This window comes from Streptomyces sp. R302, from assembly GCF_012927245.1.
GTDB lineage: Bacteria > Actinomycetota > Actinomycetes > Streptomycetales > Streptomycetaceae > Streptomyces.
Window position 1 is genome coordinate 75,542 of the sequence record NZ_JABBGE010000009.1, and the last position, 21,750, is coordinate 97,291.

Sequence of the window (21,750 nt, forward strand, 5' to 3'; positions counted from 1 at the left end):
GGCCCGGCGCCTCCGAAGCGCCGGGCCCTCCCTCGTACGACCGCCTTACAGGTACGGCCCCGAGCCGACCGCGCGTCCGTGACCGCGGCCGTCGGGCTCGTCGTCGTCCTCGTGCGAGGCGCCGGGGGGCAAGGCCCGCCGCATCTGCTCCAGTTGGGCGCGGGCCGCCATCTGCTGGGCGAACAGCGCGGTCTGGATGCCGTGGAAGAGGCCCTCCAGCCACCCCACCAACTGGGCCTGCGCGATGCGCAGTTCCGCCTCGGAGGGGATGGCCTCGTCGGTGAAGGGGAGCGAGAGCCGCTCCAGCTCCTCGACGAGCTCCGGCGCGAGACCGTCCTCCAGCTCCTTCACCGAGCTCGCGTGGATCTCCTTCAGCCGGACCCGGCTGGCCTCGTCGAGAGGTGCCGCCCGAACTTCCTCCAGAAGCTGCTTGATCATGCTGCCGATCCGCATGACCTTCGCCGGCTGTTCGACCATTTCCGTCACCGGGACCTCGCGGGTTTCGTCGTCGCCCTGGGCGCCGCCGAGTGCCATCCCGTCCTGTCCCACGATGAGGACCTGGGGGCTCTCCGGCGACCTGTCATTCCTCGGCATCTCCATGCCGCCATTCTCTCGCACACACGCTTCACCACCAGGTGTGCCCGGGGAGAAGGGTGATCCACCCTCCTCCCCGGGCACGGTCGGCCGCGGAAAGACGTCAGGTCGCCTCGCGGCGGGCGACGGCTCCCTTCGAACGGGTCACCAGCGCGGCGAGCAGGGCGGCGCCGAGCGGGACGGCGACGAGCAGCGCCGCCAGCGTCTCCCAGGGGATCACGATCGGCACGTACGGCGGGGTGAGGTCGCCGGCCCAGCCGTCCGCGACCATCTGCTCGTGGAAGCGGGTCTGCTCGCGTCCCTCGGTGAGCCGCAGCCCCATCGCGGGGAGCAGTCCGGCGAGCGAGCCGAGGACGACGCCCATCGCGGCGACCACCCCGCACTGGAAGCCGCTGAGGGTGCGTCGGACGCGCGGCGGGGCGCCGACGGCGGCCAGCGTCTTCAGGTCGGCCTCGGCGTCGGCCTGCGCGAGGCCGGTGGCGATGCCTGCGGCGCCGATGGTGACCAGGCCGGCGAAGACGGTCAGCGCGAGGAGGAAGATGCTGTCGTCGGAGACGTATCCCTCCTCGACGGTGAGGTCCACCCCGGCGCCGATCGTGGCCAGTTCGGCGTCGAGCTTCTGGCGCTGCTCGCTGCCGGGCAGGGAGTCGGTGCTGAAGTAGGCGCCGGCGGGCACGGTGGCGAGGCCGGCGGCCTTGGCGGCCGCGGGGGTCATGAGGACCTGGAGGCCGTAGGTCTTCGGGTCGCCGGACACCAGGTGGGCGGAGACGCGGGAGACCTTGCCCGGGGAGGGCTTGTTCTGCGACACGGCCTTCTCGGCGGCCTTCATGTCGGTGATCTGCTTGATGCCGATCGCGCCGTCCTTGTCCACCAGCGGCCGGGAGAAGACGACGGCCTTGCCGTCGGCGAGGGCTTGGGCGGCGCCGGAGTCGTCGATGCCGAGGACCTTCAGGAGGCGGGCGTCGCCGACGAGGAGCCCGCCGTCGACGTAGACCCCGCCGCCCGAGGTCTGCGCGCAGCGCCAGTCCTCGCGCAGCAGCTTCTGCCGCTGCTCGGGGGTGAACTTCTCGGACGGGTCGCTGCCGTCGGTGGTGGCGACCCACATCGGGCACACGTTGGCGGGCGGCGTGAGCAGCTCGTACTGGCCGCAGCCGTCGCCGCCGCCCCAGGCCGGGCAGCCGGGCTTGCCGACGGCCACGCGGGAGACGTCGGCGCGGGTCTCGACGGAGAAGTAGCGCTGGACGGCGTCGGCGACGGCGGGGACGTCCCGGCCGCCCTCCTCCATCTGGAAGAAGGAGACGGCGCCGTGCGGCAGGCTGGCGGTGTACTCGGCCCGGTACTGGGCGTCGCTGCTCGACGTGTACGTGGCGACGGCGACGGTGCCGGCCACGGCGGCGAGGACGGCGGCGACCGCCGGAGCCGTACGGCCCCGGTTGCGGACGGCGTCGCGGAGCGCGAGCCGCGGGGAGAGCGGCAGCCAGCGGCCGACCCGCCCGAAGAGCCCGACGATGGCGGGGGTCATGGCGACCACGCCCAGCTCGGCGATGGCCGAGCCGCCGGCCACGATGATGAACTGGTCGGTGACGACGGAGCCGTAGAGGGCGATCGCCGCGCCGAGGAGCAGCGCGACCAGGCCGATGACGGGCAGCACCTTGCTGGTGGAGCGGACGCCGCGGCGGCCGGTGAGCGAGGCGAGCACGGTCTGCCGGGAGGCGGTGACGGCCGGGACGATGGCGGCGAGCAGACCGGTGAGGACGGCGAGCAGCGCGATGCCGAGGAGTTCGAGCGGCCGGACGTCGAAGGCGCCGAACCGCTTCCCCAGGAAGTCCTCCAGGAACGGCTGGAGGACGAGGGTGAGGACCAGGGCGAGCACCGTGCCGACGACGGCGGCGGAGACGCCGATGACGAGGCCGCCGCTGAGGACGATGGCGCGGATGTGGCTGCGGGAGCCGCCGTTGGCGCCGACCAGGCCGAGCTGGCGGCGGGAGCGGCGGGCGCCGACCGCGAAGGCGGGTCCGGCGAGCAGGCAGATCTCCAGCATCGCCAGGCCGACGACGGTGGCGAGGGAGGCGAGGAGCATGGCGTCGGCGCCGTCGCTGGACTCGAAGTTGCCCCAGCCGTCCTGCTGGTAGAGCGGGACCTCGGAGTCGGCGGGCGGGTTCAGCTGGACGGCACGAGAGGTGACGATGACGCCCTTGGCGTTGATCGCCTGTACGTCGTTCCACGTGAAACCACCGGAGCGCTGCACCAGGTACGAGGTGGAGGAGCCGGGCGCGAGCGCCCCCGCCTTCTCCGCGGCCTTCCCGTACGGGGCGAGGAAGGCGCCGGGCAGCGCGGTGATCTGCGCGATCTTCAGTTCGTCGGGCAGTTCGTAGGAGCCCACGATCCGGTACGGACGGTCGAAATTGCGAGCGGAAACGGTCGAGCCGACCGAGAGCCCGCTCTTCTCCAGGAACGCCGAGGTGGCGATGACCTCGTCGGCCTTCCGCGGGTAACGCCCGTCGAGGAGCGTCGTGATGCCCCTGGCCATCGGGTCGTCGGCCTTCAGCTCCCGGACGTCGGTCTGGAGGAGGCCGTGCACGGTGGTCAGCTTGGCCGCGCCCTGGGTGTCGGTGATCCAGCGGGCGCCGGCCGGTATGACCTTGCCGGGGTCGGTGGAGCCGCTCGGCCAGGGCTCGTTGTCCGCGGGTTCCCTCGCCGGGTAGACGTTGTCGCCGGCGGGCGTCTGGTGGACCGGGACACCGCCGAAGCCGGGGTCGCGGAAGGCGGCGTCGGCGGCGCCGATCGACCGCTCCAGGCGTTCGGTGACGGAGAGTTCGGAGCTGCGGATGGTGAGATCGGCGGCGCTGACCCCGAGGATGGGGAGGGCGATCATCGCGAGGACGAGCGAGCTGCGGCCCTTGGCGCGCCAGGCGTCGCGGCGGGCGATGCGGACTGCCGCCCGCCAGGAGTGGAGCCAGGTCTTCACGCCTCCGCCACCCGGCCCGTCAGGAGGGAGTCGGCCTCGCTGCGCACGGTCTGGTCGACGATGGCGCCGTCGCGCAGGAAGACGACCCGGTCGGCCCAGGCGGCGAAGCGCGGCTCGTGGGTGACGAGGACGCCGGCGGCGCCCGCGTCGCAGCGGGAGCGGAGCAGGGCGAGGACGGATTCGCCGGTCTCGGAGTCGAGGGCGCCGGTGGGCTCGTCGGCGAGGACGAGACGGCGGTCGCCGACGAGGGCGCGGGCGATGGCGACGCGCTGCTGCTGGCCGCCGGACATCTCGTCGGGGAAGCGGTCGGCGAGGTGCCCGAGGCCCATCTCCTCCAGGGCGGCGAGGGCTTCCACGCGCGCCTTGCGGGCGGACATGCCGTCGAGCTCGCGCGGCAGGGAGACGTTCTCGGCGGCGGTGAGCGCGGGGATGAGGTTGTAGTCCTGGAAGACGTAGCCGACGCTGCGGCGGCGCAGGGCGGCGAGTTCCTTGAGGCCGGCGGTGGTGATGTCGGTGCCCTCGACGATGACCTGTCCGGAGGTGGGGGTGTCGAGGCCGCCGGCGATGGTGAGGAGCGTGGACTTGCCGGAGCCGGACGGCCCCATGACGGCGACGAGTTCGCCGGGGTGCACGTCGAGGTCGATGCCGCGCAGGGCGTGCACCTCGGTGGCGCCGGACCCGTGGACCCGGGTCAGGTTCTGCAGGCGCAGCACGGGCTGCGCGGCGAGCGGTGTGGACATGAAGGGTCCCCCTAGGGTGCGCGGAGAACGCACGGTGAGCGGTGTGATGGAAGAACGGAGACGGTCGTACGGGGGCTCGGGCCCCGGTCAGCGGGCCCGGCCCACGGCCCCGCCCCCCGGAGCCGCCCCCGACCCGGCCCCCACGGCCCCCGGCCCCGTCCCCGCCCCGGGCCCGGGCGGGGCGGGGGGCGTGGCGGCCGTGGCCGCGGGGGCGGTCGCGGCGAGGCGGATCAGCCGGGACTCGCAGTGGTCGAGCCAGCGGGCCTCGGCCTCGGTCTGGAAGATCAGCTGTTCCAGGACGAGGAGCCAGGCGACGTCGTCGCGTTCGCGGCTGCCGGTGCCTTCGAGCGCGGCGAGGGCCTGGGCCTTGAGGCGGGTGTAGTCCTGCATGGCCTTCACGGTGTGGCGGCGCTGGGACTGGATGACCTCGCGGATGTCGACGCCGGGCGCCCCGACGGCCATGGCGAGCTTGATGGCGAGCTCGTCGCGGGCGGGGCTGGTGCGGTCGACGGGCTGCTCGAACCAGGTGCGCAGTTCGGTGCGGCCGGCGTCGGTGATCGCGTAGAGCGCGTGGCCGGCGCCGTCCTCGCCGTTCTGGGTCACGAGGCCGTCCCGTTCGAGCCGGCCGAGGGTCGTGTAGACCTGCCCGACGTTGAGGGGCCAGGTGGAGCCCGTGCGGGACTCGAACTCGGTGCGCAGCTGGGAGCCGTAGCGGGGGCCGTGTTCGAGGAGGGCGAGGAGCCCGTGGCGGATCGACATACCGAGTATGTATACCGGGTATGCCGAGGGCGGCAACCGTCCTGAGGGGGATGCGGAGGGTCCGCCTCAGGAGGGAGCGGGTGCGGCCGGACGAGCCGTCAGCGGCGGCGGAGCCGGAGCCCGAGGAAGCCGAGGCCGAGCCCCATCAGGGTGAGCCCCACGCCGAGGGTGAGCAGGGGAACGGGCTGGTCGGAGGCGGTTCCGGGGGTTCCCACGGCGAGCTGCGGGGCGGCGGCGGGGCGGGTGGCGCGGGCCGCTTCGGGGCGGGCGGCGGTGTCCTCCCCGGGTACCTCCGCGTCCTCCTCGGGGAGGCGGTCGGCGGCGGATTCTGTTGCGGTTCTGTCACGTGAGGGTGTGGCGGAGCTCTCCGTGGCCTCCGTGCCCTCTGTGTCCTCCGGGGCCTTCGTGGTCTCCGTGGTCTCCGTGACGGTCGGGGTCGGTGTCGGTGTCGCCGGTTCGGCCCGGCCGGGCTTGGGGCGGCCCTCGCCCGCGGGCCGCCCGGCGCGGGAGGGAGAGCCGGTGGGCTCCGGCGCGTCGCTGGTGCGGGCGGCGGGCTTCCCCGGCCGGGGCGCGCCGGCCCGGGCGGAGGCGGAGGCGGTGGGACTCGCGGTGGGCGTGGGCGACGCCGTGGTGGAGGTCCCGGTGGGGCCGGACGTGGGGGGACGGCCGGTGGCGCCGGGTCCCGGGGGCGTGCCCGGCCGGGTGGTGGCGGAGGGGCCGCCGGTCGCGGTGGGCGGGGCGGCCGGGGAGGACGGCGCGGCGGGGTTCGAGGCGCCGGGCGCGGTGGGCCCGGCGGTGGGGCCCTGGGCGGCCGCGCCGGTGCCGCCGTACAGGGTGAAGGCGCAGGCCAGGGCGGGGGCGAGCGCGGCGGTGCGGAGGGCGGTACGGGACCCGAGGTCCCGCATCCGCACCTGCCCGCGGACTCGTACGCCACCGCTTCCGCCGTGTGTGGGAGCCACCGGGAACCCTCCCTGCCGTGCCGCCGAGGTGTCCGACTCAGCGTCACATAACGGGACGGGTCCGGCATCCCGGCGGTTACTGCTGGGGGTCTCCGGTGGAGACGTCCAGGGTGAACTCGGCGTCCTTCGCGGAGATGTCCGTGCCGGCCTTCGGGTACTGCTGGAGGACCGTGCCCTCGCCGTAGGTGTTCTCGTTCACCGGGATCTCCTTGGTGACCTTCCAGCCGGCGGCCCGCAGGCAGTCCTTCACCGAGGTGATGTTCTTGTAGGTGAGGTCCGGCACCTCGAACTTCTCGGGGTCGTCGCTCGACTCCCGCGGCTGGGTGCACTTCTTCGTCTCGATGGTCTTCGACAGGTCCGGGCCCTTGTGGCCGGGGGCGTCGGTCTGGGTCTGGGTCTGACCGGTGGTGCCGCCGGTCGGGCCGCCGGTGCCGCCCGCGGTCGGGTCCTGCTCCTTCTCCCACGGCTTGAGGGCGATGAGCGTGCCGCCGACGGCGATCAGGGCGACGAGGACCGCGCCGACGAGGACCGGCATGTTCCGGCGCGGCGCCGGGGCGGCCGGGGCCGGGGTGGGGGCGGGCGCGTAGGAGACGGGCGGCGGGGTCTGGTACGCGGGGGCCGGCGCCTGCTGCGGGTAGCCGTAGCCCGGGCCGGGTGCCGGGACGGGCGCCGGGGTCGGCGGGCCGTACGGGCCGGGCTGCGGCGTCGGCGGCTGGTACGGCTGCTGGACGTGCGGGGCGGGCGGGTGCGGCGGCGGGGTCTGGCCGACCGGCGGGAAGACGGCCGAGCCGACGCCCGAGCCGCTGCTGACCGGGCCGCCGGCGACGATCACCGGGGCGGCGGCCTGGCCGGCCGAGAGCACCCGCAGGCACTCGTCGCGCATCGCGGCGGCGCTCGGGAACCGCTCGTTCGGGTTCTTCCGCAGCGCGCGGGCGACCAGCGCGTCCATCGCGGGCGTCACCGACCGGTTCACCGAGGACGGCGCGACCGGCTCCTCCTGCACGTGCGCGTAGGCGATGGCCAGCGGCGAGTCCGCGTCGAAGGGCAGGCGGCCCGTCAGCAGCTGGAAGAGCATGATGCCGACCGAATAAAGGTCGGAGCGGGCGTCCACAGGGCGGCCCAGGGCCTGCTCGGGGGAGAGGTACTGCGGGGTGCCGACGACCATGCCGGTCTGGGTCATCGAGGTGACGCCGGACTGCATGGCGCGGGCGATGCCGAAGTCCATGACCTTCACGACGCCGCGCTTGGTCGTCATCACGTTGCCGGGCTTGATGTCGCGGTGGACCAGGCCCATCTCGTGGCTGACCTCCAGGGCGGCGAGCACGTCCGCCGTCACCTTCAGCGCCTTGTCGGCGGGCATCGCCCCGTATTGGCGCACGTCGGAGGCGAGGACCGAGCCGAGCGGCTGCCCCTCCACGTACTCCATGACGATGTACGGCATCATGCCGCCGTCGAGGGTGTCCTCGCCGGTGTCGAAGACCGAGACGATGTTGGTGTGGGAGAGCTTCGCCACGGCCTGCGCCTCGCGGCGGAACCGCTCGCGGAAGGACGCCTCGCGGCCCAGCTCGGTGTGGAGCGTCTTGATCGCGACCTGTCGGTCCAGCGCGCTGTCGTACGCGAGGTAGACCGAGGCCATGCCGCCCTCGCCGAGGAGGTCGCGCAGCTGGTAGCGGCCGTTCGCGACCGAACCGCCCGCGTAGCGGCCGCCCTGAGCGCCGTCGTGGCTCATGTGTGCTGTCCCCCTGCGCCCCGCGGCGTCGGTCCGTCGTCTCCCGGCCGGAAGTCCGTATCCGGCTTGATTCTGCGCCAAGTCTGCCCGAGGCCCCTGACACGTCAAGCCGCGTGCCCGTTCCGTGACCCTCTGCACCGCCCGCGTCGCGCAGGGGTCCGGTGAAACTCACGGAATTTGCACAGGCGTACACGAGAAGGGTTGGATGGCCGGTCATCGCGGACCGTGTTGTCGTACGAAGCCTGTAGCGTGACGACTGGACACACGGCACGCACAGACGACGGCGAGGACTCATGGAACCCGGATCCGACGCAGGTGGCGGTGTGCCGGGCGCCGCTGGGGAGTCGTGGGGGCTCGGGCGGGTCGTCGGTGACGGCCGCTACCGCCTGACGCACCGTCTGGGACGCGGCGGCATGGCCGAGGTCTTCGCCGCCGAGGACGTGCGGCTCGGCCGCACCGTCGCGGTGAAGCTGCTCCGCTCCGACCTGGCCGAGGACCCGGTCTCCAAGGCGCGGTTCACGCGCGAGGCGCAGTCCGTCGCCGGCCTCAACCACCACGCGATCGTGGCGGTGTACGACTCCGGCGAGGACGTCGTGGACGGCCGCCCCGTGCCGTACATCGTGATGGAGCTCGTCGAGGGCCGCACCATCCGTGACCTGCTGGTCAGCACGGAGGCGCCCGGGCCTGAGCAGGCACTTGTGATCGTCTCCGGCGTCCTGGAGGCGCTGGCGTACTCGCACCAGCACGGCATCGTGCACCGCGACATCAAGCCGGCCAACGTCATCATCACGAACACCGGCGCCGTGAAGGTCATGGACTTCGGCATCGCCCGCGCGCTGCACGGCGCGCAGGCGACGATGACGCAGACCGGCATGGTCATGGGCACCCCGCAGTACCTCTCCCCGGAGCAGGCGCTCGGCAAGGCCGTCGACCACCGCTCCGACCTGTACGCGACGGGTTGCCTGCTCTACGAACTGCTCTCGCTGCGGCCCCCCTTCACCGGCGAGACGCCGCTGTCGGTGGTCTACCAGCACGTCCAGGACATCCCGGTCCCGCCGTCCGAGGTCCGCGGCTCGACGCCGCCGGAGCTGGACGGCCTGGTGATGCGCTCGCTCGCGAAGGAGCCGGACGACCGGTTCCAGAGCGCCGAGGAGTTCCGCGGGCTGATCCAGTACGGCCTGGAGATGCTCCGGCAGCAGGGCGGCCACACCGGCACCTGGAGCACCGGCCCGGTGGCCGTGCACGAGGGCGGGCACACCCCCGGCCACGGCATGGCCGCGACGACGGCCATGGCCATGGGGCACCCGCCGCTCGGCGAGACCTCCCAGGGCCAGATCCTGCCGCCGCCCAACCCGGACGACGGCGGCTACTACGACGGCACGGGCAGCACCGGCGGCTACGGCCCCGGCGGCGGGAACGGCGGCTACGGCGGCCAGGACGGCGGCGGGGGCAGGCGGACCAGGCGGGTGCTGTTCGCGGCGCTCGCGCTGGTCGCGATCGTCGCCGGTGTCGTCTTCGCGGTGCAGATGGCCGGTGACGGCACCAAGGAGAAGAAGCCGGTGACGACGCCGACGACGGTCTCGTCCACGCCGTCCACGGCCTCCGAGGAGCCCCCGCCGTCCGAGGAGCCGTCCGAGGAGACCTACGAGCCGTCGACGACCGGCGGCGGTGGCGCCACGCAGAACCCGTGGCCGCCGACCACCCCGCCGACGACGACCGCGCCGACCCCGACGCAGGAGCCGACGACCGCGCCGACGCCGACGGACGAGCCGACGACCGCGCCGACCCCGACCGACGACACGACGACCGCGCCGACCCCGACGGGCGGCACGACGACCGCCCCGACGGACGGCGGCTCCACCGGCGAGCCCGACCCGACCGGCGGGGGCAACGGCGACCCGGACGTCCCGCCGACCGGCGGTCCGGAGGGCGACACGGGGTCCACCCCGTAGCCGCGCCCCCGGGGGACGGCGGGCGTCAGGCGGCGAAGGCGTCGCGGACGGCGTCGTACTCCCGGGTCCACCACACGGCCAGGGCCGACACCGCGGGGAACTGCGGGTCGGCCCTGTGGTCGTTCAGCCGGTAGCGCCAGCGCAGCGTCCAGAAGTCGTTGAGCCGCTCCCACCACACCCGGTGCACCGCCGCGGCCAGCTCGGCGCCGTCGGCCCCTGCGGCCCGCCGGTACGCCCGCGCGTACGCCCGCACCTTCTCCAGGTCCAGCTCGCCGCCCGGCCGTACGAAGAAGATCGCGGCGGCCCGGACGGCCTCCTCGGCCCGGGGGCGGACGCCGAGGCGGTCCCAGTCGACGATCGCGGCCGGTTCGGCGCCCCGGTAGAGCAGGTTCAGCGGGTGGAAGTCGCCGTGTACCCAGCCGGCCGTGGCGGGCGCCGGAGGGCGCCGGTGGGCGTGCTGGGCGAGCAGCCGGCGCCGCTCCCGCAGCCGGTGCTCGGCGAGGGCGTCGAAGCCGTCGTACGGGCGGTGGGCGCGGGCCAGGCGGATCAGCTCGGCGATGTCGGCGAAGGTGTCCTCGGGGCGGGCGCTGTCGTGCCGCTCGCCGGGCGGCGGGGGCTCCATGACCCGGTCGAGGGTGGTGTGGACGCGGCCGAGGAGGGCGCCGAGGCGGCGGGAGCCGCCGGCGGTGAGCTGGGCGCCGTCGCGGTGCCGGCCCTCGACCCAGGGGTGCAGGGCGTAGCAGCGGCCGTCGATGACGGCGACCGTGCGGCCACGGCTGTCGGGCAGCGGCGGGGCCACCGGCAGGCCGAGGGCGTGCAGCCGCTGGGTGGCGCGGTGCTGGCGGGTGATGGTGGCCCGGTCGGCGGTGGGGGCGTCGAGGTGCTGTTTGAGGAAGTAGCGGCCGCGGGTGGTGGCGAGGCGGTAGCCGCGGTTGAGCAGGCCCTCGGTGACGGGGACGCAGGACAGGGGCTCGCCGGCGTGCGGATGGCGGCGCAGCAGGGCGCCGACCGGAGGAGCGGAATGTTCAGATGAGCGCGGCACTCCGCAGATGTTAGATCACGCCGCGTGGTGGAGGTGTCGCGGTGCGGAGGCGGCCGCGGGGCCGTAGTCGATGGTGTGCACGGTGACGAACTGGGGTTCGATCCGCATGTAGACGGGGACGAAGGGCTCGCCGTCCACGGTCTGCGGTTCGGGGCCGAAGGCGGCCAGCTCGGTCTCGGTCGGCTCGACGATCTCGGCGGTGCCGGTGAACTGCACCGAGCACAGGGTGCCCGACTCCGGATCGAGGTCGTCCGCCCCGTAGGCGACGACGCTGCCGCTGCACGCCTGGTGGTAGCCGAGCCCCTCGTGCATGCGGATCACGACGCTGCCGTCGGAGACGATGTGGCGGGCGGGCGCGACGAAGGGCATCGCCCGCATGCTCGTGGCGATCCGGCCGTACGGTGCACGGCCGAGCAGTTCGATGGCGCGGATCTCCTCGGTGGACATGCCTCCACTGTCCGCCACCGGCACCCTGTCGGGAAAGGGGCCGGGGCCCCGCGCCGGCGGGGACGTAGGTCCCGAATGCCGTGCGCGGGCCCCGGGCTGCTCCGTCCGGGTGAGACCGCAGGGCCGGGCGGGGGTCCGCCGGGCCCGGTACGGGTCTCAGCGCCGCTCGGCCTGCATGCGGGCCACGTACGCGGCGGCCTGGGAGCGGCGCTCCATGCCGAGCTTCGACAGCAGGCTGGAGACGTAGTTCTTGATGGTCTTCTCCGCGAGGTGGAGGCGCTCGCCGATGGCCCGGTTGGTGAGGCCCTCGCCGATCAGGTCGAGGATCTTGCGCTCCTGCTCGGTGAGGTGGGCGAGCCGGTCGTCCCGCTTCGGGTTGTTGCCGTCCCGCAGCCGCTCCAGGACCCGGGCCGTCGCCACCGGGTCGAGCAGCGACTTGCCGGCCGCCACGTCCCGGACCGCGTTGAGGAGCTCGTTGCCCCGGATGGCCTTGAGGACGTATCCGGAGGCCCCGGCCATGATCGCGTCGAAAAGTGCCTCGTCGTCCGCGTACGAGGTCAGCATCAGACACTTGATCGACTCGTCCTGGGAGCGGACCTCGCGGCAGACCTCGACACCGCTGCCGTCGGGCAGCCGCACGTCGAGCACCGCCACGTCGGGGCGGGTCGCGGGGATCCTGACCAGGGCGTCCGCCGCGGTTCCGGCCTCGCCGACCACCTCGATGTCGTCCTCCACGGAAAGCAACTCGTGGACGCCGCGCCGGACGACTTCATGGTCATCCAGCAGAAATACCCGGATTTTTCCTTCTTCGCGCACGCGGTCAGTCTCACATATTGGCTCTTCCGGTGCCCGGGGTGCGCGGGTTACGGTGCCGGATGTTCCGACGAGGGTGTCGGGCCGCTGCCCGACGCGCTGACCAGGGCGAGCTCCCGCTTTTCCGAATTTACTTGGAAATCCAAGCAAATTCGCAGGTCAAGAGGGGTTTCGCAGGAATGCGGCGTGATGGGTAACGTGCCTTCTGACGGCGTTCGCCGGGACAACTGTCACGCCCGACCCCGGCCGCGTCGCACCCACCCCGTGCGCAGGGTACGGATAAGGCGGAGAGCCGCACTGGCCCACCGGCGAACCCGGGGGCCGGACCGACGGAGGAGCACGCACGTGACCGTGGAGAGCACTGCCGCGCGCAAGACGACGCGACGCAGCAGCGGCGCCAAGCGCACCACCGGCGCCAGCGCCGGCGCAAAGAAGGCCGCCCAGGCCCCGGCCGGGGAGCCCGAGCTCGTTCAGCTGCTGACGCCCGAAGGCGTACGCGTCCAGCACCCCGACTACGACATCGACCTGAGCGCCGAGGAGCTGCGCGGGCTCTACCGCGACATGGTCCTCACCCGCCGCTTCGACGCGGAGGCGACCGCGCTCCAGCGCCAGGGCGAGCTGGGCCTGTGGGCCTCGCTGCTCGGCCAGGAGGCCGCGCAGATCGGTTCGGGTCGGGCCCTGCGGGACGACGACTACGTCTTCCCGACCTACCGCGAGCACGGCGTCGCCTGGTGCCGCGGTGTCGACCCCACCAACCTGCTGGGGATGTTCCGCGGTGTGAACAACGGCGGCTGGGACCCCAGCAGCAACAACTTCCACCTGTACACGATCGTCCTCGGCTCGCAGACCCTGCACGCCACCGGCTATGCCATGGGCATCGCCAAGGACGGCGCGGACTCCGCCGTGCTCGCCTACTTCGGCGACGGCGCCTCCAGCCAGGGCGACGTCAACGAGTCGTTCGTCTTCTCGGCGGTCTACAACGCCCCGGTCGTGTTCTTCTGCCAGAACAACCAGTGGGCGATCTCCGAGCCCATCGAGAAGCAGACCCGCGTCCCGCTCTACCAGCGCGCCCGCGGCTTCGGCTTCCCCGGCGTCCGCGTCGACGGCAACGACGTCCTCGCCTGCCTGGCCGTCACCCGCTCGGCCCTGGAGCGCGCCCGCCGCGGCGAGGGCCCGACGCTCATCGAGGCGTTCACCTACCGGATGGCCGCCCACACCACCTCCGACGACCCGACCCGCTACCGCCGGGACGCCGAGCGCGAGGCGTGGGAGGCGAAGGACCCGATCCTGCGCCTGCGGGCCTACCTGGAGAACGAGGGCCACGCCGACGCGGCCTTCTTCGAGGAGCTGGAGGCCGAGAGCGAGAACCTCGGCAAGCACGTCCGCGAGGTCGTCCGTGCCATGCCGGTCCCGGACCACATGGCGATGTTCGACCACACGTACGCGGACGGGCACGCGCTCGTCGACGAGGAACGCGCGCAGTTCGCCGCCTACCAGGCGTCCTTCGCGAACGGAGAGGCCGAGTAATCATGGCTGTTCAGAAGCTTCCCCTCGCGAAGGCGCTCAACGAGTCGCTGCGCAAGGCCCTGGAGACCGACCCCAAGGTCCTCGTCATGGGCCTGGACGTCGGCAAGCTCGGCGGCGTCTTCCGCATCACCGACGGCCTCCAGAAGGACTTCGGCGAGGACCGGGTCATCGACACCCCGCTCGCCGAGTCCGGCATCGTCGGCACCGCGATCGGCCTCGCGCTGCGCGGCTACCGCCCCGTCGTGGAGATCCAGTTCGACGGCTTCGTCTTCCCGGCGTACGACCAGATCGTCACCCAGCTGGCGAAGATGCGGGCCCGCTCGCTCGGCACCGTGAAGATGCCGGTCGTCATCCGCATCCCGTACGGCGGTGGCATCGGCGCCGTCGAGCACCACTCCGAGTCCCCCGAGTCGCTCTTCGCGCACGTCGCGGGCCTCAAGGTCGTCACCCCGGCGAACTCCTCCGACGCCTACTGGATGCTCCAGCAGGCGATCCAGAGCGACGACCCGGTCATCTTCTTCGAGCCCAAGCGCCGCTACTGGGACAAGGGCGAGGTCGACGTCGACGCCATCCCCGGCGAGCTCCACAAGGCCCGCGTGGCCCGCGAGGGCACCGACCTCACCCTGGTCGCCTACGGCCCCATGGTGAAGACCTGCCTGGAGGCCGCCGCGGCCGCCGCCGAGGAGGGCAAGTCGATCGAGGTCGTCGACCTCCGCTCGGTCTCCCCGCTCGACTTCGACACCATCCAGACCTCGGTCGAGAAGACCGGGCGCCTGGTCGTCGTCCACGAGGCGCCGGTGTTCTTCGGCTCCGGCGCGGAGATCGCCGCCCGGATCACGGAGCGCTGCTTCTACCACCTGGAGGCCCCCGTCCTGCGGGTCGGCGGCTACCACGCGCCGTACCCGCCGGCGCGCCTGGAGGAGGAGTACCTGCCGGGCCTGGACCGCGTGCTCGACGCCGTCGACCGCTCGCTGGCGTACTGAGGAGAGCACCACCATGACGATCCGCGAATTCAAGATGCCCGACGTGGGCGAGGGCCTGACCGAGGCCGAGATCCTCAAGTGGTACGTCCAGCCCGGTGACACCGTCACCGACGGGCAGGTCGTCTGCGAGGTGGAGACGGCCAAGGCCGCCGTGGAGCTGCCGATCCCCTTCGACGGCACCGTCCACGAGCTGGTCTTCCCCGAGGGCACCACGGTCGACGTCGGCCAGGTCATCATCTCGGTGAACGTCGGCGGCGCCGCGCCCGCCGAGGCCCCGGCCCCGGCCGCACCGGCCCCCGTCGAGACCCCGGCGCCGGCACCTGAGCCCGAGCCCGAGGGCCGCCAGCCGGTCCTCGTCGGCTACGGCGTCGCCGCCAGCTCCACCAAGCGCCGCGCGCGGAAGACCGCGGCCCCCGCGGCCCCCGCCGCCGAGCCCGTCGCGGTGGTCCCCGAGCAGCTGAACGGGAACGCCCCGGCCGGCCCGCGTCCGCTGGCCAAGCCGCCGGTGCGCAAGCTCGCCAAGGACCTCGGCGTGGACCTGGCCTCGGTCGTCCCGACCGGCCCGGACGGGGTCATCACCCGGGAGGACGTGCACCGCGCGGCCGCCCCGGCGCCCGCCCCGGCCGTCGAGGCCCCGGCGCCCGCGGCGGTCCAGGCGCCCGTCGGCGTCACCGCCCCCGTGGCAGTGGGCGACGCCCGGGAGACCCGCGTCCCGATCAAGGGCGTCCGCAAGGCGACGGCGGCGGCGATGGTCGGCTCGGCCTTCACCGCCCCGCACGTCACCGAGTTCGTGACCTTCGACATCACGCGCACGATGAAGCTGGTCGAGGAGCTCAAGGCCGACAAGGACATGGCCGGCCTGCGGATCAACCCGCTCCTCCTCATCGCCAAGGCCGTCCTGGTCGCGGTCCGCCGCAACCCGGAGATCAACGCGGCCTGGGACGAGGCGGCGCAGGAGATCGTCCTCAAGCACTACGTGAACCTGGGCATCGCCGCGGCCACCCCGCGGGGCCTGATCGTCCCCAACATCAAGGACGCGCACGCCCAGACCCTGCCGGAGCTCTCCCGCTCCCTGAGCGAGCTGGTCGCCACTGCCCGCGAGGGCAAGACGACCCCGGCGGCCATGCAGGGCGGCACCTTCACCATCACCAACGTCGGCGTCTTCGGCGTCGACACCGGTACGCCGATCCTCAACCCGGGCGAGTCCGCGATCCTCGCGGTCGGCGCGATCAAGCTCCAGCCCTGGGTCCACAAGGGCAAGGTGAAGCCGCGTCAGGTCACCACGCTGGCCCTCTCCTTCGACCACCGCCTGGTCGACGGCGAGCTCGGCTCCAAGTTCCTGGCCGACGTGGCCGCGATCCTGGAACAGCCGAAGCGGCTCATGACCTGGTCGTAAGGGACCACTTGCCACGTTTCACGTGAAACAGGCCCGTCCGCATCGCGGACGGGCCTGTTTGTTGTACATGCCTTGTATCTATGCTGTGCGCATGCCATCAGCGCTCAAGCGGCCGCCCGCCGCCGAACGGGTCTACCGCCACGTCAAGCGGGCGGTCCTCGACCGCCGGTACGAGGGCGGGACCCTGCTCACCGAGGGGGAGCTCGCGCAGGCCGTGGGGGTCTCCCGGACGCCCGTCCGCGAGGCGCTGCTCAAGCTGGAGATGGAAGGGCTGCTGAAGCTCTACCCGAAGAAGGGGGCCCTCGTCCTCGCCGTGTCGGCGCAGGAGATCGCCGACGTCGTCGAGACGCGGCTGCTCGTCGAGGAGTTCGCCGTCCGCAAGGCCGTGCCCGCTCCGCCCGCGCTCCTCACCCGGCTCGAAGAACTCCTGGAGGAGCAGCAGCGGCAGGCGGGGGACGGGGACCTCGCCGAGGTCGCCGTCACCGACCGGTGCTTCCACGCCGAGATCGTCCGGTACGCGGGCAACCAGATCCTGGCCCGACTGTACGACCAGCTCCGCGACCGGCAGCTCCGCATGGGCGTCGCCGTGATGCAGGCGCACCCCGACCGGGTCGCGCAGAACATCGCCGAGCACGCCGAGATCCTCGACCGGCTGAAGGCCGGGGACGCGGAGGGGGCCGCCGCCGCTGTTCGCGGCCACCTCGGGCGGGTCGGTGCGCTGGTGCGGGGGGAGGGGCGGTGAGGCCGTCCCTGCCCGGTGATCCGCCCGGTGGGCGGCGCGCCGCCCTCGTCTGGGGGGTCGGCGTCGGCGTCTACTTCGTCGCCGTCATCTTCCGGACCTCTCTCGGGGTCGCCGGGCTTGACGCTGCCCAGCGCTTCCACGTGGGGGCCTCCGCGCTCTCCACCTTCTCCATACTCCAGCTGCTGGTCTACGCGGGCATGCAGATACCCGTCGGCCTCATGGTCGACCGGCTCGGCACCAAGAAGGTCCTCGCGCTCGGCGTCGTTCTGTTCACCCTGGGGCAGGTGGGGTTCGCGCTCTCGCCGTCGTATCCCATGGCCCTCGCCGCCCGCGCTCTGCTCGGCTGCGGCGACGCCATGACCTTCATCAGCGTCCTGCGGCTCGGCGGACGCTGGTTCCCGGCCCGCCGGGGACCGCTGATCGCCCAGCTCGCCGGCCTCATCGGCATGGCCGGCAACCTGATCTCGACCGTGGTCCTCTCCCGCGCGCTGCACGGCCTCGGCTGGACCACCACCTTCGTCGGCAGCTCGCTGGCCGGCGTTGTCGTCCTGGTCCTGCTGCTGCTCTTCCTGAAGGACCACCCGGAGGGGTACGAGCCCGCTCCCGTCCGGCACGCGGGCGCCGCCTACGTCCGCCGGCAGATCGCCGAGTCCTGGCGCGAGCCCGGCACCCGGCTCGGCCTGTGGGTGCACTTCACCACCCAGTTCCCCGCGATGGTGTTCCTGCTGCTGTGGGGGCTGCCGTTCCTCGTCGAGGCGCAGGGCCTCGACCGGGGCACCGCCGGTGAGCTGCTCACCCTCGTGGTGCTGTCCAACATGGCCGTCGGCCTCGCCTACGGCCAGATCATCGCCCGGCACGGCGGCGCCCGCGCCCCGCTGGCCCTCGGCACGGTCGCCGCCACCGCCCTGCTGTGGGCGGCCACGATCGCTTACCCCGCCGACCACGCCCCGATGTGGCTGCTCGTCACCCTCTGCCTGGTCCTCGGGGCCTGCGGACCGGCCTCCATGATCGGCTTCGACTTCGCCCGCCCGGCCAACCCGCCGGAGCGTCAGGGCACCGCCTCCGGCATCGTCAACATGGGTGGTTTCGTCGCCTCGATGACGACGCTCCTCGCCGTCGGCGTGCTCCTCGACGCGACCGGCGACGACTACCGGATCGCGTTCTCCTCCGTCTTCGTCCTCGAAGCGCTCGGCGTCGTCCAGATCCTGCGCCTCAAGTCCCGCACCCACCGGCGCGAACGCGAACGCCTCGTCGCCAGCCGCGTGGAGGCCGTCCACGTGCCGGTCTGAGCCGCCGGACAGGATCTAGTTCGGCGTCACCGCGAAGTGGTCGAGGATCGCGTCGGCCAGGTCCCGGTCGCCCTCCACCTTGACCCGGTCGGCCACCTCGGCCGGCCGGACCCGGCCGCAGGCCAGGCGCACGTACGTCTCCCAGTCCGTCGCCAGCGTCACCGCCGGGCCCAGCGACGGCGCCCCGTCGATCGAGCCGCGCCCCTCCGCGTCCACCCGCACCGTCCGCAGGAACTCCACCGGCCCGGTCACGTCCACCACGATCGCCGAGTTCGCCGGCGCGCCCGCGCCCTTCGCGACCACCTTCGGCAGCCCCGCCAGGAGCAGGTCCCGCGTCACGAACGCGCCCGGCGAGTCCAGGTTCCCCGGCACGCCGAGCGCGAACCGCAGGTCCTGCTCGTGCACCCAGGTGTCGAAGGCCCGCAGCCGGTAGGCCAGCTCCAGGGTCTGCTCGCCGCCCAGCGGCGCCCGGATGACGTGGTCGGGGGAGCGGGTCTCGTTGCGCAGCTGACGGGCCCGGCGGATCAGGACGTACTCCAGCTCCGAGGTCATCTCCGGCGCCGTGTGGTGCCGGCGGACGTCGACCTGCACCTCCATGTAGCGGGCGAAGTCGCTGCGCACGTGGTACAGGTCGCGGGGGAGCGAGTGGATCGGCCGCGGGTCCCCGAGCATCTCGGTCTCCAGGCCGATCACGTGCGACACGATGTCGCGGACCGACCAGCCGGGGCACGGGGTCGCCCGGTTCCACTCGCCCTCCACGAGCGGCTGCACCAGCTCGGCTATCGCTTCGATGGAGTGGGTCCAGGCGTCGGCGTAGTTCTGGAGGCTGGGATGGACGGTCACGGGACCCCTCGACGTTCTTCGGTGCGGGCTGAAAACACGACTGGGCGACAGTGGAATGGGAGGCTCGGACGCTAAGTTACGCTCCCCGGGAGCACCCCGGCAGTGCTTTCGTGTGACGATCGTAGGCCGGTGTTGACGGCTTCAACGCCAGGACGGTGGTAGTGTGCGCGCCTCGCTGATCCAGATCGCGGTAGACCCGGACGAACCGGTCGCCGACCGGCGGGCCCGAGCGGCCCGCCTCGTACGGGAGGAGCGCGGGGCCGCGGACCTCGTCGTCCTCCCCGAACTGTGGCCCACGGGGGCGTTCTCGGCCGACCTCTGGGCCGCCGAGTCCGAGCCCCTCCACGGACCCACGTACAAGTCGATGGCAGCTGCCGCCCGCGACGCCGAGGTCTGGCTGCACGCCGGCTCCTTCGTCGAGTCCGCCGGCGGCTCCCTCTACAACACCTCCCTCGTCTTCTCCCCCGACGGCGAACTCGCCGCCTCCTACCGCAAGATCCACCGCTTCGGCTTCGACCAGGGCGAGGCCGTGCTGCTCGCCGCCGGCGAGGACCTGGTCACCTTCGACCTGCCGCACCTCACCGTCGGCGTCGGCACCTGCTACGACCTGCGCTTCCCCGAGCTCTTTCGCGGCCTCGTCGACGCCGGCGCCGAGGCCTTCGTCGTCCCGGCCGGCTGGCCCGCCCGCCGCCGCGCCCACTGGCGGCTCCTCGCCCAGGCCCGGGCCGTCGAGAACCAGGCGTACGTCCTCGCCTGCGGCACCGCCGGCACCCACGCGGGCGTCGAACAGGCCGGGCACTCGCTGGTCGTCGACCCCTGGGGCGAGATCCTCGCCGAGGCCGGGCCCGGCGAGGAAATCCTGCGGGCCGTCCTCGACCCGGCGAAGCCCGCCGCGATCCGCGAGGACTTCCCGGCCCTCAAGGACCGCGTCCTCGGCGTCGCCGCGCCCCGCCGGACGCGCGTGTGACGGACTTCCGGGACGAGGCGCTCGCCGCCTTCGCCGGGCTCTTCGGGCCGCCGCCCGAGGGGCCCGCGATCCCCGTCGACTGGGCCGCCGTCGAGGAGTGGATCGGACTGCGGCTGCCCGCCGACTACAAGGCGATCGCCACCCTCTACGGCCCCGTCCTCCTCGGCGAGCGGTTCTGGATCCATACGCCGTACGCCGACGCGCACGGCCTCTTCGACTACGGCCGCTTCGTCCAGGAGTACCGCCGCACGGCGCCCGGCGTCCTCCCCTTCGGCGAGACGCGCACCTCCGGCACCCTCTTCTGGGACACCAGCGCCTCCGACGACCCCGACGCCTGGCCCGTGGTCCTCCACGACCCGCACGAGAAGGACAAGGGCCGCGACCCCTGGCGCCGCCCCGGCACCACCCTGCTGCCCGCCCTCGCGCTCCTCGTCGACGAGGGCCTGCCCCGGACCCTCGCCCGCAGCGCCCGCGCCGAGGACGCCACCGGGCCATGGGTCCCGCCGCCGCGCCGCCCGGAGCCGACGGCCGCGCAGCGCGCCGCGTTCGCGAGCGGCGGCACCGGACTCGACACCCTCCTCGCCGCCGTCCCGCCGCCCCCGGAGCCGTACCTCGGCCCGCGCGGCTGGGAGTGGACGTACGACCAGCTCGGCACCGAACTCCCCGGCGACTACGTCCGCCTGATGGAGGCGTACGGCGGCGGCGTCTGGTGCGACTGGCTGCGCTTCCCCCTGCCCTGGGGCACCGGGGAGTACGACCTCGCGCCCTGGGCCGAGTGGTACGCCGACACCTACCGCTCCTCGCGCGCCGACTACCCCGAGTTCCACCCGCTGGCCGTCTGGCCCGAGCCCGGCGGCTTCCTGCCGTTCGCCTCGACCATCGACGGCGACCAGCTCGGCTGGCTCGCCGAGGGCGACGACCCCGAGACCTGGCCGCTGATCATCGACCCCCGCCACGCGCGCGTGGGCCGGCCGCTCACCGGCACCCTCCCCGGGACGCTCCTCGCCTGGCTGCGCGGCGAGCTCGCCGTCGAGGGCCTGCCCGCCCTCTTCCATCCGCACGAGGACCCGGTCGAGCAGGTCACGTACGAGCCGCGGACGGCGCCCCGGGCCTGAGACCCGGGGCTTCCCCGCCCCCGCCCCCGCCCCTGCTCAGGAGGCGAGTTCGGCGGCGTCCGGGAGGAGGTCCGTCAGGGACTGCCACAGCCGCTTCGGCGTCACCCGGCGCAGCCGGAAGGCGCTCTCCGGCGTCACCGAACCCTCGGCGACCGGCTCGGCCGGCAGCTCGCGCTGCCAGTAGCCCAGCGGCCCGCAGTCCCAGGCCGCCACGATCCGCGCCACGACACCCCGCTCGCCCTCCGGGCCGCCCTGCCACGCGGCCGTGACGCGCCACTGGGAGCGCAGCTCGACGATCAGGTCGGCCAGCGGGGCGGCCGGTCCGCCCGCCGCCTCCAGGGCCGCCGCCACCAGCGCCCGCTCGTCCGCGCCCGGTGTCGACGCTGCCTTCTCCAGGGCCGCCAGGCCCGCCTCCAGGACCCCGATCGTCGTCTCCACGACCGCCTCGTCCGCCGGCGCGCCGCCGGACTGGCGGAGCGCGACGAGGTCGGCGAGCGTCCACACCACCGTGCGCGGCTCCACGAGCCGGTAGACGGCCTCCGCCTCGCCCGGCCAGCTCTCGTGGCAGACGACGTGCTCCTCGCCGATGAGGAGCCCGTGGAGCAGGGTGCCCTGGCGGCCGCCGGCCTCCAGGGAGACGATCACGTTCGGCTGGACGACGGTCTTCATGACGGGCAGCAGCAGGGCGGACAGTTCCCCGGCCGCGTTGATCAGCCCGGCCTCCCGCAGCGCCGCCCGCGCGCCCTCCAGGGCCTCCGGGACCGGCTGCCCGGTCGCCATCTGGGCCAGCACGAACACATGGTCGTCACTGAGACGGAAACGGGACCGGGTCACATCGAAGGAAGGCATCTATGCGCTCACTCGCTCACTCGCTCGGAAGGTCGG

19 protein-coding genes are annotated in these 21,750 nt (G+C 73.4%); 8 read left to right on the top strand and 11 right to left on the bottom strand.

The genetic code is table 11. The annotated features are described in order from the left end of the window. Nucleotides 1-45: 45 nt before the first annotated feature. The 6 genes from HHL19_RS26765 to HHL19_RS26790 all read right to left on the bottom strand — a co-directional run bounded on the left by HHL19_RS26765 (nt 46) and on the right by HHL19_RS26790 (nt 7,749). Entirely contained in the window at nt 46-600 is a 555-nt protein-coding gene (locus tag HHL19_RS26765; RefSeq protein ID WP_169092910.1) for a bacterial proteasome activator family protein, read from the bottom strand. A gap of 97 nt (nt 601-697) precedes the next feature. After that, on the bottom strand, nt 698-3,562 hold the full coding sequence (locus HHL19_RS26770) for an ABC transporter permease (RefSeq protein WP_169092911.1): 2,865 nt from the start codon (nt 3,560-3,562) through the stop codon (nt 698-700). Beyond that, entirely contained in the window at nt 3,559-4,302 is a 744-nt protein-coding gene (locus tag HHL19_RS26775) for an ABC transporter ATP-binding protein (protein ID WP_169092912.1), read from the bottom strand. The genes HHL19_RS26770 and HHL19_RS26775 overlap by 4 nt, the downstream gene beginning before the upstream one ends. An 87-nt stretch (nt 4,303-4,389) precedes the next feature. Continuing rightward, entirely contained in the window at nt 4,390-5,061 is a 672-nt protein-coding gene (locus tag HHL19_RS26780) for a PadR family transcriptional regulator (RefSeq protein WP_240981892.1), read from the bottom strand. Between the two features lie 98 nt (nt 5,062-5,159). Next, nucleotides 5,160-6,020: a hypothetical protein gene (locus HHL19_RS26785; protein WP_169092913.1), complete on the bottom strand. Its 861-nt coding sequence runs from the start codon at nt 6,018-6,020 to the stop codon at nt 5,160-5,162. 76 nt (nt 6,021-6,096) lie between these two features. Next, entirely contained in the window at nt 6,097-7,749 is a 1,653-nt protein-coding gene (locus HHL19_RS26790) for a protein kinase (protein WP_169092914.1), read from the bottom strand. A 293-nt stretch (nt 7,750-8,042) separates the two neighbouring features. On the opposite strand from HHL19_RS26790, the gene HHL19_RS26795 reads away from it, so the two are divergent. Further along, nucleotides 8,043-9,701 carry a protein kinase gene (locus HHL19_RS26795; RefSeq protein ID WP_169092915.1) on the top strand — a complete coding sequence of 553 codons (1,659 nt, stop codon included), beginning with the start codon at nt 8,043-8,045 and terminating at the stop codon, nt 9,699-9,701. A gap of 25 nt (nt 9,702-9,726) precedes the next feature. On the opposite strand, the gene HHL19_RS26800 is transcribed toward HHL19_RS26795, so the two are convergent. The 3 genes from HHL19_RS26800 to HHL19_RS26810 all read right to left on the bottom strand — a co-directional run bounded on the left by HHL19_RS26800 (nt 9,727) and on the right by HHL19_RS26810 (nt 12,006). After that, the gene (locus tag HHL19_RS26800) at nt 9,727-10,743 is read right to left on the bottom strand and encodes a phosphotransferase (RefSeq protein WP_169092916.1); all 1,017 of its coding nucleotides are present in this window, start codon (nt 10,741-10,743) and stop codon (nt 9,727-9,729) included. A gap of 15 nt (nt 10,744-10,758) precedes the next feature. Then, nucleotides 10,759-11,190: a pyridoxamine 5'-phosphate oxidase family protein gene (locus HHL19_RS26805; RefSeq protein ID WP_169092917.1), complete on the bottom strand. Its 432-nt coding sequence runs from the start codon at nt 11,188-11,190 to the stop codon at nt 10,759-10,761. A 156-nt stretch (nt 11,191-11,346) separates the two neighbouring features. Further along, nucleotides 11,347-12,006: a response regulator transcription factor gene (locus HHL19_RS26810; RefSeq protein WP_169092918.1), complete on the bottom strand. Its 660-nt coding sequence runs from the start codon at nt 12,004-12,006 to the stop codon at nt 11,347-11,349. Nucleotides 12,007-12,348: 342 nt separating this feature from the next. On the opposite strand from HHL19_RS26810, the gene pdhA reads away from it, so the two are divergent. From pdhA to HHL19_RS26835, 5 genes are all read left to right on the top strand, one after another. After that, nucleotides 12,349-13,530: a pyruvate dehydrogenase (acetyl-transferring) E1 component subunit alpha gene (gene pdhA, locus HHL19_RS26815; protein ID WP_169092919.1), complete on the top strand. Its 1,182-nt coding sequence runs from the start codon at nt 12,349-12,351 to the stop codon at nt 13,528-13,530. A 2-nt stretch (nt 13,531-13,532) separates the two neighbouring features. After that, on the top strand, nt 13,533-14,513 hold the full coding sequence (locus tag HHL19_RS26820) for an alpha-ketoacid dehydrogenase subunit beta (RefSeq protein WP_169092920.1): 981 nt from the start codon (nt 13,533-13,535) through the stop codon (nt 14,511-14,513). A gap of 13 nt (nt 14,514-14,526) precedes the next feature. Further along, the gene (locus HHL19_RS26825) at nt 14,527-15,909 is read left to right on the top strand and encodes a dihydrolipoamide acetyltransferase family protein (RefSeq protein WP_169092921.1); all 1,383 of its coding nucleotides are present in this window, start codon (nt 14,527-14,529) and stop codon (nt 15,907-15,909) included. 91 nt (nt 15,910-16,000) lie between these two features. Next, the gene (locus HHL19_RS26830; RefSeq protein WP_206325190.1) at nt 16,001-16,651 is read left to right on the top strand and encodes a GntR family transcriptional regulator; all 651 of its coding nucleotides are present in this window, start codon (nt 16,001-16,003) and stop codon (nt 16,649-16,651) included. After that, nucleotides 16,648-17,940 (top strand): MFS transporter, encoded by a 1,293-nt coding sequence (locus tag HHL19_RS26835; RefSeq protein ID WP_169092923.1) that lies wholly within the window; start codon nt 16,648-16,650, stop codon nt 17,938-17,940. Before HHL19_RS26830 ends, HHL19_RS26835 begins: the two co-directional genes overlap by 4 nt. Before the next feature lie 15 nt (nt 17,941-17,955). On the opposite strand, the gene HHL19_RS26840 is transcribed toward HHL19_RS26835, so the two are convergent. Continuing rightward, on the bottom strand, nt 17,956-18,783 hold the full coding sequence (locus HHL19_RS26840; RefSeq protein ID WP_169092924.1) for a maleylpyruvate isomerase family mycothiol-dependent enzyme: 828 nt from the start codon (nt 18,781-18,783) through the stop codon (nt 17,956-17,958). 163 nt (nt 18,784-18,946) lie between these two features. Here HHL19_RS26840 and HHL19_RS26845 point away from each other — a divergent pair, with 163 nt between their 5' ends. Both HHL19_RS26845 and HHL19_RS26850 read left to right on the top strand, forming a co-directional pair. Then, nucleotides 18,947-19,750 carry a carbon-nitrogen family hydrolase gene (locus HHL19_RS26845; RefSeq protein ID WP_169092925.1) on the top strand — a complete coding sequence of 268 codons (804 nt, stop codon included), beginning with the start codon at nt 18,947-18,949 and terminating at the stop codon, nt 19,748-19,750. Further along, nucleotides 19,747-20,865: an SMI1/KNR4 family protein gene (locus HHL19_RS26850; protein ID WP_169092926.1), complete on the top strand. Its 1,119-nt coding sequence runs from the start codon at nt 19,747-19,749 to the stop codon at nt 20,863-20,865. The genes HHL19_RS26845 and HHL19_RS26850 overlap by 4 nt, the downstream gene beginning before the upstream one ends. Nucleotides 20,866-20,901: 36 nt before the next feature. On the opposite strand, the gene HHL19_RS26855 is transcribed toward HHL19_RS26850, so the two are convergent. Then, nucleotides 20,902-21,657, bottom strand: a complete 756-nt coding sequence (locus HHL19_RS26855) for a histidine kinase (protein WP_346768418.1) — start codon at nt 21,655-21,657, stop codon at nt 20,902-20,904. Nucleotides 21,658-21,750: the final 93 nt, after the last annotated feature.

What these genes read in the sequence shown, in the direction of transcription:
- HHL19_RS26820 (WP_169092920.1), top strand. Translation starts at nt 13,533, where the DNA reads ATGGCTGTTCAGAAGCTTCCCCTCGCGAAGGCGCTCAACGAGTCGCTG.
- HHL19_RS26765 (WP_169092910.1), bottom strand. Translation starts at nt 600, where the DNA reads ATGGAGATGCCGAGGAATGACAGGTCGCCGGAGAGCCCCCAGGTCCTC.
- HHL19_RS26805 (WP_169092917.1), bottom strand. Translation starts at nt 11,190, where the DNA reads ATGTCCACCGAGGAGATCCGCGCCATCGAACTGCTCGGCCGTGCACCG.
- HHL19_RS26775 (WP_169092912.1), bottom strand. Translation starts at nt 4,302, where the DNA reads ATGTCCACACCGCTCGCCGCGCAGCCCGTGCTGCGCCTGCAGAACCTG.
- HHL19_RS26830 (WP_206325190.1), top strand. Translation starts at nt 16,001, where the DNA reads ATGCCATCAGCGCTCAAGCGGCCGCCCGCCGCCGAACGGGTCTACCGC.
- HHL19_RS26790 (WP_169092914.1), bottom strand. Translation starts at nt 7,749, where the DNA reads ATGAGCCACGACGGCGCTCAGGGCGGCCGCTACGCGGGCGGTTCGGTC.
- HHL19_RS26825 (WP_169092921.1), top strand. Translation starts at nt 14,527, where the DNA reads ATGACGATCCGCGAATTCAAGATGCCCGACGTGGGCGAGGGCCTGACC.
- HHL19_RS26795 (WP_169092915.1), top strand. Translation starts at nt 8,043, where the DNA reads ATGGAACCCGGATCCGACGCAGGTGGCGGTGTGCCGGGCGCCGCTGGG.
- HHL19_RS26780 (WP_240981892.1), bottom strand. Translation starts at nt 5,061, where the DNA reads ATGTCGATCCGCCACGGGCTCCTCGCCCTCCTCGAACACGGCCCCCGC.